This window comes from Nonomuraea sp. NPDC001636 (genome assembly GCF_040298265.1).
GTDB lineage: Bacteria > Actinomycetota > Actinomycetes > Streptosporangiales > Streptosporangiaceae > Nonomuraea.
Genome location: NZ_JBEOZT010000048.1, coordinates 19,675 through 33,146 on the forward strand (window position 1 = coordinate 19,675; position 13,472 = coordinate 33,146).

Sequence of the window (13,472 nt, forward strand, 5' to 3'; positions counted from 1 at the left end):
CAGAGCTAGAGAGGTTCCATCGTGGCGCGCGACGAGAACGACAGGCCGTACGAGGATGGGCAGGCTAAACCGTTAAACCCGGAGCTGACCGGAGACGTGCTGTCCCCCCGGTGGAGCACCGAGGACACCGACGAGCAGCCCGCGATCCAGGTCTCCGGCAACGAGACCTACATCCTCCCGGCCGGCCAGGCCGCGCAGTCCGTCGAAGCCCCGGCCACGCCCGCGACCCCGGCCGACGCGCCGCACGACGTGCTCGACGGCCCGAGCGGCCCGCACGACGTCCTGGACGCGCCGAGCGGGTCCCACGAGGCCCTGAGCGGGCCGCACGAGACGCTGGCCGGGCCGTACGAGAGCCTGAGCGGGCCGCACGCCGTCGTCGAGGCGGACGGACCCGCCGTTCCCGGCGGTGACCCGGCGGCCGACGACGACCTGCCCTACCTGCCGCTGGACCAGGGCTACAAGCCCGAACGCGACGACGACGCGGGTGAGACCAGGCGCGGCTTCCTCGGCTCCGGCTGGACCGACGACGACGCCGACGACCGCCGGGGCGGCGCCGGACGTGATCGCGAGGTGCGCCGGCGTACCAGGGTGCTGGTGCTGGCGGCCGCCGCGGTGGTGCTGGTCGGCGCCGGGGCGGGCTGGCTGCTCACCGGCACCTCCTCCGACGACCCGTGCGGGGTCGGCACCTGCGCCGGCGCAAGCCAGGTCACCGCCCCGCCGCAGACCGCGCTCCCGGAGGAGACCGAGTCCGCCCCCGAGCCCGAGGAAACGGACACCGCCGAGCCGACCGTGTCCGAGACCGTAACCCCCACCCCCGTGGCCCGCCGCCCCCGTCCCACCCGCGAGCCGTCGGCGCGGCCCACCGCCACCCGCGAGAGCCGTCCGACGGCAACGCCCGACGAGAAGGTCACTCACGGCTCGCAGGACGAGATGAACGAGACCTCCGACGGCACCCCCGAGGACTCGGCCGGGGACTCGACCAAGGCGCCCGCCACCAGGCAGCCGGAGCGGCAGGAGAGCGCGCCTCCCACCCAGGCGCCGCCCGCGCAGCAGGAGCAGCCCGCCCCCTCGCCGAGCGAGAAGAAGGGCCTGTTCGACATCCTGTTCCCCTGGGCGTGAGTGACCCGTCGCCGTCCTGGTGAGCGCGGCGCCGCGGGTTGTGTCGCCGCCGGGGGCGGGCGTGCGAGGATGCGGAGCCAGGTCGCCGTCTGGCAGACTTGGAAACCGCTTTCCGGGAGGTCTCGTGGTCACGCTTGAGGACGTCGCCAAACAGGCGGGCGTCTCGCTCGCCACCGCCTCGCGGGTGCTCAACGGCAGCACCCGCCAGGTGGGCGCGACCCTGCGGGCCCGCGTCGAACGGGCCGCCGACGAGCTCGGCTACCGCGCCAACATCGCCGCCCAGACCCTGGCCCGCGGGGCGAGCAACGTCATCGGCATCGTCGTCCACGACCTGACCGACCCCTACTTCGCCGCGCTGGCCGACGGCGCGATGCGGGCCGCCGCCACCGAGGGCATGCTGGTCATGGTGGGCACCACCCACCGCGACCCCGAGCAGGAGATCGCCTACGTCGCCACCATGAACGCCCAGCGCGTGCGCGCCGTGCTGCTGGCCGGTTCGCGGGTCGACGACCCCGTCGTGACCGGGCGGCTGCGCGAGGAGCTGGCCCGCTACCAGGAGGGCGGCGGGCGGGCCGCGTGCGTCGGCCAGGACCTGCTCGGCGTGGACACCGTCGCGCCCGCCAACCGGGCCGGCGCCGCGGCCCTGGCCCGCGCGTTGGCCGGGCTCGGGCACACCCGCTTCGCCGTGCTGGCCGGGCCGCCCCACCTGGTGACCGCCGCCGACCGGTGCGCGGGGTTCGCGGCGGCGCTGCGGGAGCTGGGCCTGCCCGAGCCCGTCGTGGTCCACGGGCCGTTCGACCGCGACGGCGGCTACCGGGCCGCGACCGAGATCGGCGAGGCGACCTGCGTGTTCGCGGTCAACGACGTGATGGCCGTGGGGGCGCTGGCCGCCTGCCGGGAGCGCGGGATCCGGGTGCCCGAGGACGTCTCGGTGGCCGGGTTCGACGACATCGTCACGCTGCGTGACCACGTGCCCGCGCTGACGACCGTGCGGCTGCCGCTGACGGACATGGGGGCGCGGGCCCTGGAGCTCGCGCTCGGCCGCGAGGACGCCACCGCCGCCCCCGTGGTCGAGCACGTCGCGGGCGAGGTCGTGCTGCGGGAGAGCGTCAGGAGGATGGCGTGAGCGTGACGGGTGCGGAAGCCGGGGTGACGGCGTGAAGCTCGCGGTCAGCACGTTGGGGATGCCGGGGGAGGGGCTGGAGCGGGCGGCCGGGATCGCCGTCGCGCACGGCTGCCAGGGGCTTGAGCTGCGGCTGCATCCGGACACCGGCGTCCATGCCGGGCTCACCGCGCAGGAGCGGCGCGGCGTGCGGGAACGGGTGGAGCGGGCGGGGCTGGAGATCGCCGCCCTGGCTGGATATGTCGGCATCTGTGAGCCGGGACCGGACGCGCCGGTCGCCGACGCGCTCCTCGCCGACCTGCACCTGGCCGCCGACCTGGGCGCGCCGGGCGTGCGGGTGTTCCCGCGCGGCGACGATCCGGCGGTCGGCGCCCGCCGGCTGAGGTCCGTCGCCGGTACGGCCGCAGCCCTCGGCGTACGCGTCCTGGTCGAGACGCACGACCGGATGCCCACCGGCGCGGCCGTGTCCCGGCTGCTGGCCGAGGCGGGCCGCCCCGAGGTCACCGGCGCGCTGTGGGACCTGCTGCACCCCTGGCGGCACGGCGAGTCCCCGGCCGCCACGCTCGCGGCGCTCGGCCCCTCGCTCGCCTACGTCCAGGTCAAGGACGCCGTCTCGGCCGAGGACACCACCCCGGTCCCGATGGGGGCGGGCTCGGTCCCGCTGGAGGAGGCCGGCGACCTGCTGCGCGCGGCCGGGTACGCCGGATGGGTCTCGCTGGAGTGGGAGCGCACCTGGTACCCGGACGTGGCGCCGGTCGAGGAGATCCTGCCGGGCGCGGTCGCCTGGGTGCGGCGGTTCACCGCTTAGATAGGGGAATGCCCCTTAACAAGAACAAAGTCCTCGTGGTCGGCATGGACGGCCTGCGCTTCGACCGGCTCGTCGCCCTGGCCCCGCCGGTCCTGTCGTCGTTGATGGCCTCCGGCGCGTACGGCACCAGCAAGCTCCCGTACGGCGAGGCGGCGGCCCCGAGGACGGAGTCGCCCGGCGAGGTCGTGCCCAAGACGCCGGAGCCGCCGGCGGCGGGCCGCGTGATCAGGTCGCGCACGGACTCCGGCCCCGGCTGGTCGTCGATCGCCACGGGCGCCTGGCCCGACAAACACGGCGTCGTGGACAACAGCTTCACCAGCCCACAGTTCACGAAATTTCCGGACTTTTTGAGTCGTGCGAAGAATGCCCGCCCTGACCTCGTGACCGCCGCCTTCCTCTCCTGGGCCGCCCTCGGCGAGCACGGCGCGTTCGGCCCCGCCATCGACCACCGCATGGTCCTGGACGGCTACGCCCTCACCTGGACCGCCGCCGACCGGCAGATCGCCGACGCCGCCGAGCGCCACCTCGCCGAGACCGGCCCCGACCTCGCCTTCGTCTACCTCGGCGACACCGACGAGGTGGCCCACGCCCTCGGCCCCCACTGCCCCGAGTACGCCGCCGCCCTGCACGCCCAGGACGCCTACCTGGGCCGGCTGCTCGACGCCGTCCGCGCCCGTCCGGGGGAGAGCTGGACCGTGCTGGTCACCACCGACCACGGCCACGTGGACGAGGGCGGCCACGGCGGCACCTCGGCCGAGGAGCGCACGGTGTTCGTCATCGCGAACCGGCTGGACGCGGACCTCGGCGGCCGACCGCTGGCCGAGCCCCGCCTGGTGGACGTCGGCCCGACCGCCCTGGCCCTGCTCGGCGTGCCGCTCGACCCGGCCTGGGAGCTGGACGGGACACCGCTGTTCAACAGTTGGTGAATTTGTGGCAGACTCCGGAGAAGGGGTGCCTTCCATGAGGACCACACGCGACCTTTCCGAGATCGACGCCACGATGCTCGCCGAAGTGGGCGGAAAAGCCGCCAACCTCGGCGAGCTGACCCGCGCCGGGCTGCCCGTCCCGCCCGGCTGGGCCCTCACCACCGACGCCTACCGGCAGGTCGCCGCCGGGCTCGACCTGACCCCCGGCGACGGGCTCGCCGCGCGGGCCAGGCGCCACCTGCTCCGGGCCGAGATGCCCGCCCCGGTGCGCGAGGCGATCCTGACGTCCTACGCGCGGCTCGGCGCGGACGTCCCGGTGGCCGTGCGCTCCTCGGCCACGGCGGAGGACCTGCCGTTCGCCAGCTTCGCCGGCCAGCAGGACACCTTCCTCAACGTGGTGGGCGCCGAGGCGGTGCTCGACGCCGTGCGGCGCTGCTGGGCCTCGCTGTGGAGCGACCGGGCCGTGGCCTACCGGGAGGCCAACGGCGTCGGCCACGCCGGCGTCCGGCTCGCGGTGGTCGTCCAGGTGATGGTGGACGCGCGGGTGGCCGGGGTGATGTTCACCGCCAACCCGGTGACCGGCAGGCGGCGCGAGACCGTCCTCGACGCCGCGCCCGGACTCGGCGAGGCGGTCGTGTCCGGAGCCGTCGATCCCGACCGGTTCGTCGTCTCCGACGGCCGGGTGCGGGAACGGCGGGCGGGCGGGGCGGGATCTGCCGTCCGGCCCCGGCCCGGCGGCGGCGTCGAACGCGTCGAGACCGCCGCCGGGGGCCTGTGCCTGACCGACGCGCAGGTGCTGGCCCTGGCCGAGCTCGGCGCGCGCGTCGAGGACCACTACGGCACGCCCCAGGACACCGAGTGGGCCGTCGGCCAGGACGGCACGCTCTGGCTCACCCAGGCCAGGCCGATCACCACCCTCCACCCGCTGCCCCGGCCGGCCGGGCCCGGCCTGCGCGTCCACCTGTCGCTCAACGTCGCCCAGGGCGTGATGGGGCCGTTCACGCCGATGGGGGTCTCGGTGTTCAACCTGGTCGCCTCGGGGGCGGCGGCCCTGTTCTGGCACGCGCCCGCCGACCGGCTCGACGGCCCGGCGTTCCTGTCCGAGGCGGGGCAGCGGTTGTGGATCGACCTGACCACGCCGCTGCGCAGCCGTACCGGCCGGGCGGTCCTGACCCGCATGATGCCCCTGGGGGAGGCGCGGGCCGCGGCCGTCGTGCGGGAGCTGGCGGGCGACCCGCGGCTGTCGGTCGTCCAGACCTCGCCGCGCCCGTTCCTGCGCGGGCTGCGCCGCTTCGCGCGCCGCGTGCACGCGCCGGCGCGGGTCCGCGACGCGCTGCTGAGCCCGGCCAGGGCGCTCGCCCACGCCGCCCGCGTCGGCGAGGAGCTGGACCGCAGGCTCGAACCGCCGCCCGGCGCCACCCCCGCCCAGCGCCTCGACCACGCCGAACGCCTGCTCGGCGGGACGTTCCCGGCCATCGTCTCGATCATGCCGATCGTGATCACCGGCTACGCCCTGCTCGGCCTGGCCGCCCGGCTCTCCGGCACGCGGGTGGGCGACCTGCAGGACGTCCTGCGCGGCGTCCCGCACAACCCGACCACCGAGATGGACCTCGAACTGTGGGACCTGGCCGGCCGCGTCGAGCCCGAGGTGTTCCGTGAGGCGCCCGCGGCCGAGCTGGCCCGCCGCTACCGGGCTGGCGAGCTGCCGCCGCGGGCCCAGAAGGAGATCGCCGCCTTCCTCGGCCGGTACGGCCACCGCGGCGTGGCCGAGATCGACGTCGGCGTGCCCCGCTGGTCCGACGACCCCACGCACATCCTCGGCGTACTGGCCAACTACCTGCGCATGGACGCCGGCTCCGCCCTCGCCCCCGACGCGCTGTTCGCCAGGGGCGCGCGGGCGGCGCGGGACGAGGTCGAGCGGGTCGCCGCGCTGGCCGCGCGCAGGGGCCGGTGGCGGGCGCCCGTGGTGCGCTTCGCGCTCGGCCGCACCCGGGCGTACGCGGGGCTGCGCGAACTGCCCAAGTACCACGCGGTCAGGGCCATCGCCGCCGTCCGGCAGAGCCTGCGCGCGGTCGGGGAGCACCTGGCCGCCGCCGGCGTCCTGGACGACGCCGCCGACGTGTACTTCCTGCGCCTGGAGGAGGCCAGGGCCGCCCTGTCCGGCGGCGACCTGCGCGACCTGGTCCGCGAGCGGCGGACGGCGTACGAGCGGGAGGCGCGCCGCAGGCACGTGCCCCGGATCATGCTCTCCGACGGCACCGAGCCCGAGGCCCTGGCCGGACCCGTGCCCGCCGGCGCGCTGACCGGCACGGCGGCCTCGGCCGGCACGGTCACCGGCGTCGCCAGGGTGGTGCTCGACCCGAACGGCGCCCACCTCGAACCGGGCGAGATCCTGGTCTGCCCCTCGACCGACCCCGGCTGGACCCCGCTGTTCCTCACGGCCGGCGGCCTGGTGATGGAGATGGGCGGGGCCATGTCGCACGGCGCCGTGGTGGCCCGCGAGTACGGCATCCCCGCCGTCGTCGGCGTCCGCGACGCCATCGGCCGCATCGCCACGGGCCAGCAGATCACCGTCGACGGAGCGGCGGGCACGGTGACCCTTTAGAGCACTATGGTGATCAGGTGCCCGATCCGTACTGGAATCACCACGTGCACTACCAGCGGCTGGTGCCGACCCTGATCCCGCCCGGCTCGTCCCGCGCCGGCGCTGCCTGATCGTCTGGGACGCGTCCCGTTAAGCCCGTGCCGCCCCGGGTAACCGGGGGAGGCATCACGTTTCCGGACGAGGCGGTTCCATGCTGGTCACAGAGCTGGTGCGCAGGGTCGGCGGGACCCTCGCGCAGTCTCAAGGACGCTTCCCTCTCTACGCCGACCCCGTGACGGGCGAATGGGCCTGGTCCGAGGACGGAGACTGGTACGGCGGCTTCTGGGGCGGCCTGCTGTCCCTGGCCGCGGTCGTCACCGGCGAGCCCCGCTACGCCCGCGCCGCCGGCCAGGTCGCCGAACGGCTGGCCGCCCGCACCGACGCCCCCACCCTGCTGCGCGGCATGTTGTTCTGGTACGGCGCCGCGCTCCCGGCCGTGCTCGCCGGCGACGAGGATCCCGGCGCCACGACCGCCGTGGCCGCCGCCCGGTCGCTGAGCATCGGCTTCGACCCGCTGGCCGGCCTGCTGCCGCCCCAGGAGGAGGACGTCGTCAAGTACGGCTGGCCGCGCCCCGGCGCCTGCGTGGACGGCCTGCCCGGCACCGTCCCGCTGCTGGCCTTCGCCTGCGAGCGCACCGGCGCCCGCGAGCTGCTGGTGATGGCCGAGTCCCACGCCCGCACCTGCTACGCCATGTGCGTACGGGAGGACGGCTCGGTCGCCCAGACCTCGGCCGGCGCCGTCAACGGCTCCTCGCCGGGCAGCACCTGGGCCCGCGCGCAGGCGTGGGCCATGCTGGGCCTGGCCCAGGCCGCCCACCTGTCGGCCGAGTTCATCGGCCCGGCCACCGAGGTCGCCGACTGGTACCTGGCCCACGTCCCGTCCGACCTGGTCTGCTACTGGGACTTCGACGACCCCGGCATCCCCGCCGCGCCCCGCGACACCTCGGCCACCGCGATCGTCGCCGCCGCCCTGGCCAAGCTCGCGCCGCTGGCCAAGGACGGCTACCGCGAGCAGGCCGCCCGCACGCTGGACGCGCTGGCCCGCGACCACCTCAACGAGCACGGCGGCCTGGTGGACGGCTGCTACGACCGGCGCAAGGGCCTGGCCACCGCCCACGAGCTGGTCTGGGGCGACTACTTCCTGCTCGAAGCCGCCCTCACCCTCGACGGCACGATCGACCCCGGCCGCGTCTAGACCACCAGCTCGGCGTAGCGGGCCTTCATCGTGGCCAGCACCTCGTCCGGGTCGGCCGCCCAGACGTCGGCGTTGAAGATCTCGACCTCGATGTCGCCCGCGTACCCGGCGGCCAGCACCGCCCGGGTGATCGGCGCGAAGTCGATCACCCCGTCGCCCATCATGCCCCGCCCGAGCAGCACGTCGGCGGGCAGCGGGTGCAGGTAGTCGCACACCTGGTACGACGCGATGCGCCGCCCGGCCCGTGCGACGTCCTCGGCCAGCCTGGGGTCCCACCACACGTGGAAGGTGTCCACCACCACCCCGACCTGCTCCTCGGGGTAGGGCAGGCTGAGGTCGAGCGCCTGGCCCAGCGTGGACAGCACCGCCCGGTCGGGGCAGTAGATCGGATGCAGCGGCTCCAGCGCCAGCCTGACGCCGCGCTCGCCGGCGTAGGGCGCCAGCACCGACAGCGCCTCGGCGACCCGCTCCCGCGCCCCGGCGACGTCCTTGGAGAAACCGGGCGGCAGCGGCTCGCCCGGCCGCACCCCCGGCAGCCCGCCGACCACCATCACCAGGCACGCGGCCGCCAGCTCGGCCGCCTCGTCCACGGCCCGCCGGTTGTCGTCGAGCGCCCGCTCGAACGCGCGCCGCCCCTCCTCGCCGGGCAGCCCGCCCGCCGTGAGGAAGCCGCCCCGGCACAGCGAGGACACCCGCAGCCCGGCCTCGCGCACCAGCTTGGCGCTGCGCGCGAGCCCCTCCTCGGCCACCTTCTCGCGCCACAGCCCGATCGCCTCCAGGCCGTGCCGCGCGCAGCCGTCCACGGCCTCGGCGACCGACCAGCGCCTGGTCGTCCACTGGTTCAGCGACAGGCTCACCGGCCGTTCACCGCCAGCAGCGCCCTCATCCTGCGCACGGCCAGCTCCTGGTCGGCCAGCAGCCCGGCCCGGTCGGCCAGCACGAACACCTCCGCCAGGTGGCGCAGCGAGCGCGCCGACTGGGCGCCGTTCACCATGGCGAACGCGTCCTGGTGGCCGTTGAGCCAGGCCAGGAAGACGATGCCGGTCTTGTAGTGGTACGTCGGCGCCTCGAAGATCTTCCGCGACAGGGCGACCGTGGGGGCCAGGATCTCGTCGTAGCGGGCCAGGTGGCGGGCCGCCTCCTCGCCACCGGCCGCTTCGGCGGCGTCCAGCTCGCGCAGGGCCGCGGCGGCGGCCGGGGCGATGGCGTCGAAGATGCCGAGCAGCGCGTGCGAGCCCGACCTGATGAGCGAGGGGTAGTTGAAGTCGTCGCCGGTGTAGAGCCGGACGCCCTCGGGGAGCGCGGCGCGCAGCCGCACCTCGTGCTCCTCGTCCAGCAGCGACACCTTGACGCCGTCCACCACGGCGGCGTGGGCGTGGACCAGCTCCAGGAACGACTCCGTCGCCGCGTCCACGTCCGGCGCGCCCCAGTAACCGGCGAGCTGCGGGTCGAACATCTCGCCCAGCCAGTGCAGGATCACCGGGCGGTCGGCCAGGCCGAGGACCTTGCCGTACACCTGGTGGTAGTCGGCGGGCCCGGCCGCCACCCTGGCGAGCTGGCGGGAGGCCATGACGATCACGCCGGCCCCGGCCGCCTGGACGGCCTCCACCTGCTCGGCGTACGCGGCGGTGATCGTGTGCAGGTCGGCGGCGCCGGGCGCGTGGTCGGTGCCCGCGCCGCAGGCCACCAGCGCCGCCGGGTCGCCGAAGGCGCGCGCCTCCTCGGCGCTGAGCCGGATCAGCTCCTTGGTCGCCGCCCAGTCCAGGCCCATGTTGCGCTGGGCGGTGTCCATGGCGTCGGCCACCCGCAGGCCGTGCGACCACAGGTGGCGGCGGAAGCGCAGCGTGGCCTCCCAGTCCACGGCGGCGGGGGAGCCCGGCGTGTTGTCGCCGAGCGGGTCGGCGACGACGTGCGCGGCCGCGTAGACCACCCGGCTCGCGGCCGGGGCGGCCGACGTCGGCCAGGTCACCGGCTCGCCCAGCTCGTACGCGCCGCCCGGCAGGTCGATCCTCACAGCTGCGGCACCTCGATCCTGCGGCCCTCGGCGTTCGAGCGCAGGCCCAGCTCGGCGAGCTGCACGCCGCGCGCCCCCGAGGCGAAGTCGTTGGGGAACGGCGCGTCCTCCAGCACGTGCCGGACGAACGCCGCCCACTGGACCTTGAACCCGTTGTCGAACTCGGCGTTGTCCGGCACCTCCTGCCAGTCGTCGCGGAAGCGGGCCGTGGCGGGCAGGTCGGGGTTCCAGACCGGCTTGGGGGTGGCGGCCCGGTGCTGGAAGCGGCAGTTGCGCAGGCCGGCGACGGCGCTGCCGTGCGTGCCGTCCACCTGGAACTCGACCAGCTCGTCGCGGTTCACGCGGACCGTCCAGGAGGAGTTGATCTGCGCGATCACGTCCCCTTCGAGCTCGAAGATCCCGTACGCGGCGTCGTCCGCGGTGGCCTCGTACGCGCGGCCCTGCTCGTCCACCCGGGACGGGACGTGCGTCACGGCCTTGGCGTAGACCGACCGGACCCGGCCGAACAGGTTCTCCAGCACGTAGTGCCAGTGCGGGAACATGTCGAGCACGATCCCGCCGCCGTCCTGCGCCCGGTAGTTCCAGGACGGGCGCTGCGCCTCCTGCCAGTCGCCCTCGAACACCCAGTAGCCGAACTCGCCGCGCACCGACAGGATCCGGCCGAAGAACCCGCCGTCGATCAGCCGCTTCAGCTTGAGCAGGCCCGGCAGGAACAGCTTGTCCTGCACGACGCCGTTCTTCACGCCCCTGGCCGTGGCGGCCTCGGCCAGCGCGACGGCCTCCTGCACCGACTCGGCCGTGGGCTTCTCGGCGTAGACGTGCTTGCCCGCCTCGACGGCCTTGAGCACGGCCTTGACGCGGGCGCTGGTGACCTGGGCGTCGAAGTAGATCAGGTTGTCGTCGTCGGCGAGTGCGGCGTCGAGGTCGGTGGTGAAGTCGGGGATCCCGTGCCGGTCGGCGATGTCGGCCAGCTTGTCGGCGTTCCGGCCGACCAGGACCGGGCGCAGCCTGACCCGGTCGCCGTCCGAGAGCGTGACGCCGCCCTGCTCGTTGATGGCCAGGACGGAACGGACGAGGTGCTGGCGATAGCCCATTCGTCCGGTGACGCCGTTCATCACGACGCCGATGGTGCGCACGCTCATGGGGATCCCTTCAGGCAACGGATGGGGAAAGCGCTTTCCCGAAACGTACGGCCGTCCCCCTCCGAGCGTCAAGTGGGAGGGTGACGCCGGCGGGCGGAGGCGGCCCCTCCGCCCGTACGCCGGCGGGGAAGGCTAGCCGTCGAGCCGGGCCAGCGCCTTGGCGATGGGACGGGCCGTGAGCGAGAGCTGCCACTCACGCGCCCCGAGCGCGCGCAGCCGCGCGGTCACGCTCTCCTCGGTGATCTCGGCGGGGGGTTCCCAGGTGAGCCTGCGCACCGCGTCGGGCTGGAGCAGGTTCTCCGTGGGCATGCGGTGCTCCTCGGCCAGCGCGGCCACCACGGCCCGCGCCGCCGCCAGGCGCTTGGCCGCCGCCGGGTCGCGGTCGGCCCAGCGGTTGGGCGGGGGCGGCCCGTCGCCGGGCGTGCTCGGCTGGGGCAGCTCGGCGTCGGGCAACGTCCGCGCCCGGTTGACGGCGGCCAGCCAGTCGTTCATGTACCGGCGGGCGCTGCGGCCGGTGAAGGCCGAGATCTCGGTGAGGGCCTTCTTCGTGCGGGGCCCCTCCAGGGCGGCGGTGACGATCGCGGCGTCGGGCAGCACCCGGCCGGGGGCCAGGTCGTTCTCCCTGGCGATCGTGTCGCGCATGGTCCACAGCTCGCGCACGATGGCCAGCGCGCGCACGTTGCGCACCTTGTGGATGCCCGACGTACGCCGCCACGGGTCGGACCGCGGCATCGGCGGCGGGGTGTTGAGCACGGCCGCGAACTCCTCGCGCGCCCACTCCAGCTTCCCCGACCCGGCCAGCTCCTGGTGGAGCATGTCGCGCAGCTCGACCAGCACCTCGACGTCGAGGGCGGCGTAGCGCAGCCAGTCCTCCGGCAGCGGCCTGGTGGACCAGTCGGCGGCCGAGTGGCCCTTCTCCAGCCGCAGCCCGAGCACGGTCTCGACCATCGTGCCGAGCCCGACGCGTTCGTAACCGAGCAGCCGGCCGGCCAGCTCGGTGTCGAAGATCTCGCGCGGCTTGAAGCCGACCTCCATCAGGCACGGCAGGTCCTGGGACGCGGCGTGCAGCACGACCTCGGTGCCGGTGAGCGCGGCGTCGAGCGCCGACAGGTCGGGGCAGCCGACCGGATCGATCAACGCGGTGCCGGCGCCGGCCCGGCGCAGCTGGACCAGGTAGGCCCGGTTGCCGTAGCGGTAGCCGGAGGCGCGCTCGGCGTCGACCGCCACGGGCCCGGTGCCCGCGGCGAAGGCGTCGACGACCCGCGCGAGCCCGCGCGCGTCGGCGATCACCGGGGGGATGCCCTCGCGAGGTTCGAGCAGGGGCTCTACGATGCGTTCTTCTGTCATGAGCTCACCGACCTCATGACGCTGGTGCTGTCTTGACTGGTGCCCTCACTTCGTACGGTCACTCTCCGGATCATCACGTCGGCGCGGCAGCGCGGCCACGTCGGGCGGGAGCGGCGGGATCCCCGCCGCCAGGCACATGAGGTCGCACCAGGCGGCGACGTGGCCGGACAGATCCTCCTCGGCGGGCGACCAGGACGCACGCAGCTCGAGCTCGGTCGTGACCGGGTCTTCCGCCTTGTTGCCGAAGCCCTCGGACACGGCTCTAGTCACGGTACCGCCCGCGGCGGAGTAGTCGGCTTCGTGCGCCTCCAGGGCCTCGGTCAGCCAGCTCCACACGACCGGGCCGAGCAGCGGGTCGGAGGTGATCTCCGGCTCCATGTCGGCACGGACGTAGGCCACCAGCCGGAACGGGCCCTCCCAGCCGCGCTGGCCGTCGGGGTCGTAGAGCAGGATCAGCCGGCCGACCGCGAGCTCGTCGTCGTCGCGGTAGACCGAGGCGCCGATAGCGGCCGAGTAGGGGGCCAGCCGTTGCGGCGCGGGGAGGTCCTCCAGCTCGATCTCCGGCCTGACCTCGGACAGCCGCAGGCTCTGCGCCGCGCGGGTGAACGCGGCGGGCGGCGGTGGCTGGTCACCGAGGGTCATAGCCGAAGCGTAGGTCGAGGACGGACGGAAGGGGACCACGGGGGTGCTCATCCTTGGTGATCAAGCCGCTGCCGTAACCAGCTGGCGAACCGGTCGGGTGGTCTCGGCCGAGCCGAGCAGGATCGCGTGGCCGCATTCGGCGCAGGCCCATTCCGGGCACTCGCCAGGACCGTGCCCGTCGAAGCAGGGCGGCTGCTCGAACAGCCGCTCGCCGGCGCAGGCGGCACAGCGCTCGCTGCGTACCTCCGGGGAACTCCACAACGCGGTCATCGCACCAGTCATCGAACCGGGGCCTTTCTTCGGGTCGTGGCTCCGACGTTGGCACGAGCCGCTGACAATTCCCCGCAACGCGCTCGGCGTGTCCCGAAAGTGGTCGCTGAATCGGTGCCGCGCGGTGGGTTGGTGAACATTTGGTCCAGTCGAGACCGGCTCTCTGGGCGGGCATGGGGTGTGTTCGACCCGTGTGCGACGCCGCTGCCGGGCAGACCGGTAAACCTTCATCTGGCTATCTG

At 74.6% G+C, this 13,472-nt stretch carries 12 protein-coding genes; 6 read left to right on the forward strand and 6 right to left on the reverse strand.

Annotation, left to right across the window (positions count from 1 at the left end; translation table 11 throughout):
• Positions 1 to 21: 21 nt before the first annotated feature.
• The 6 genes from ABT158_RS47835 (at position 22) to ABT158_RS47860 (ending at position 7,815) form a co-directional block, all read left to right on the forward strand.
• Positions 22 to 1,119 (forward strand): hypothetical protein, encoded by a 1,098-nt coding sequence (locus ABT158_RS47835; protein WP_352365583.1) that lies wholly within the window; start codon positions 22 to 24, stop codon positions 1,117 to 1,119.
• A 124-nt stretch (positions 1,120 to 1,243) separates the two neighbouring features.
• Positions 1,244 to 2,245 (forward strand): LacI family DNA-binding transcriptional regulator, encoded by a 1,002-nt coding sequence (locus tag ABT158_RS47840; protein WP_352365585.1) that lies wholly within the window; start codon positions 1,244 to 1,246, stop codon positions 2,243 to 2,245.
• A gap of 31 nt (positions 2,246 to 2,276) precedes the next feature.
• The gene (locus tag ABT158_RS47845) at positions 2,277 to 3,050 is read left to right on the forward strand and encodes a sugar phosphate isomerase/epimerase family protein (RefSeq protein WP_352365587.1); all 774 of its coding nucleotides are present in this window, start codon (positions 2,277 to 2,279) and stop codon (positions 3,048 to 3,050) included.
• Positions 3,051 to 3,058: 8 nt separating this feature from the next.
• Positions 3,059 to 3,976, forward strand: coding sequence for an alkaline phosphatase family protein (locus tag ABT158_RS47850; RefSeq protein WP_352365589.1), 918 nt, complete (start codon positions 3,059 to 3,061; stop codon positions 3,974 to 3,976).
• Positions 3,977 to 4,010: 34 nt separating this feature from the next.
• Complete coding sequence (locus tag ABT158_RS47855; protein ID WP_352365591.1) at positions 4,011 to 6,581, forward strand: PEP/pyruvate-binding domain-containing protein; 2,571 nt, start codon at positions 4,011 to 4,013, stop codon at positions 6,579 to 6,581.
• A gap of 190 nt (positions 6,582 to 6,771) precedes the next feature.
• The gene (locus ABT158_RS47860; RefSeq protein WP_352365593.1) at positions 6,772 to 7,815 is read left to right on the forward strand and encodes a glycoside hydrolase family 88 protein; all 1,044 of its coding nucleotides are present in this window, start codon (positions 6,772 to 6,774) and stop codon (positions 7,813 to 7,815) included.
• Here the strand turns inward: ABT158_RS47860 and ABT158_RS47865 are convergent.
• The 6 genes from ABT158_RS47865 to ABT158_RS47890 form a co-directional block, all read right to left on the reverse strand.
• Positions 7,812 to 8,672, reverse strand: a complete 861-nt coding sequence (locus ABT158_RS47865; protein WP_352365595.1) for a sugar phosphate isomerase/epimerase family protein — start codon at positions 8,670 to 8,672, stop codon at positions 7,812 to 7,814. The two genes, ABT158_RS47860 and ABT158_RS47865, sit on opposite strands and share 4 nt — an antisense overlap.
• Complete coding sequence (locus ABT158_RS47870; protein WP_352365597.1) at positions 8,669 to 9,829, reverse strand: dihydrodipicolinate synthase family protein; 1,161 nt, start codon at positions 9,827 to 9,829, stop codon at positions 8,669 to 8,671. The genes ABT158_RS47865 and ABT158_RS47870 overlap by 4 nt, the downstream gene beginning before the upstream one ends.
• Positions 9,826 to 10,971, reverse strand: a complete 1,146-nt coding sequence (locus ABT158_RS47875) for a Gfo/Idh/MocA family protein (protein ID WP_352365599.1) — start codon at positions 10,969 to 10,971, stop codon at positions 9,826 to 9,828. Before ABT158_RS47875 ends, ABT158_RS47870 begins: the two co-directional genes overlap by 4 nt.
• 132 nt (positions 10,972 to 11,103) lie before the next feature.
• On the reverse strand, positions 11,104 to 12,318 hold the full coding sequence (locus ABT158_RS47880; RefSeq protein ID WP_352365601.1) for an HRDC domain-containing protein: 1,215 nt from the start codon (positions 12,316 to 12,318) through the stop codon (positions 11,104 to 11,106).
• A 45-nt stretch (positions 12,319 to 12,363) separates the two neighbouring features.
• A complete protein-coding gene (locus ABT158_RS47885; RefSeq protein ID WP_352365603.1) occupies positions 12,364 to 12,960 on the reverse strand; it encodes a DUF3000 domain-containing protein in 597 nt (198 codons plus the stop codon).
• A 60-nt stretch (positions 12,961 to 13,020) separates the two neighbouring features.
• The gene (locus tag ABT158_RS47890; protein WP_352365605.1) at positions 13,021 to 13,230 is read right to left on the reverse strand and encodes a hypothetical protein; all 210 of its coding nucleotides are present in this window, start codon (positions 13,228 to 13,230) and stop codon (positions 13,021 to 13,023) included.
• Positions 13,231 to 13,472 lie beyond the last annotated feature (242 nt).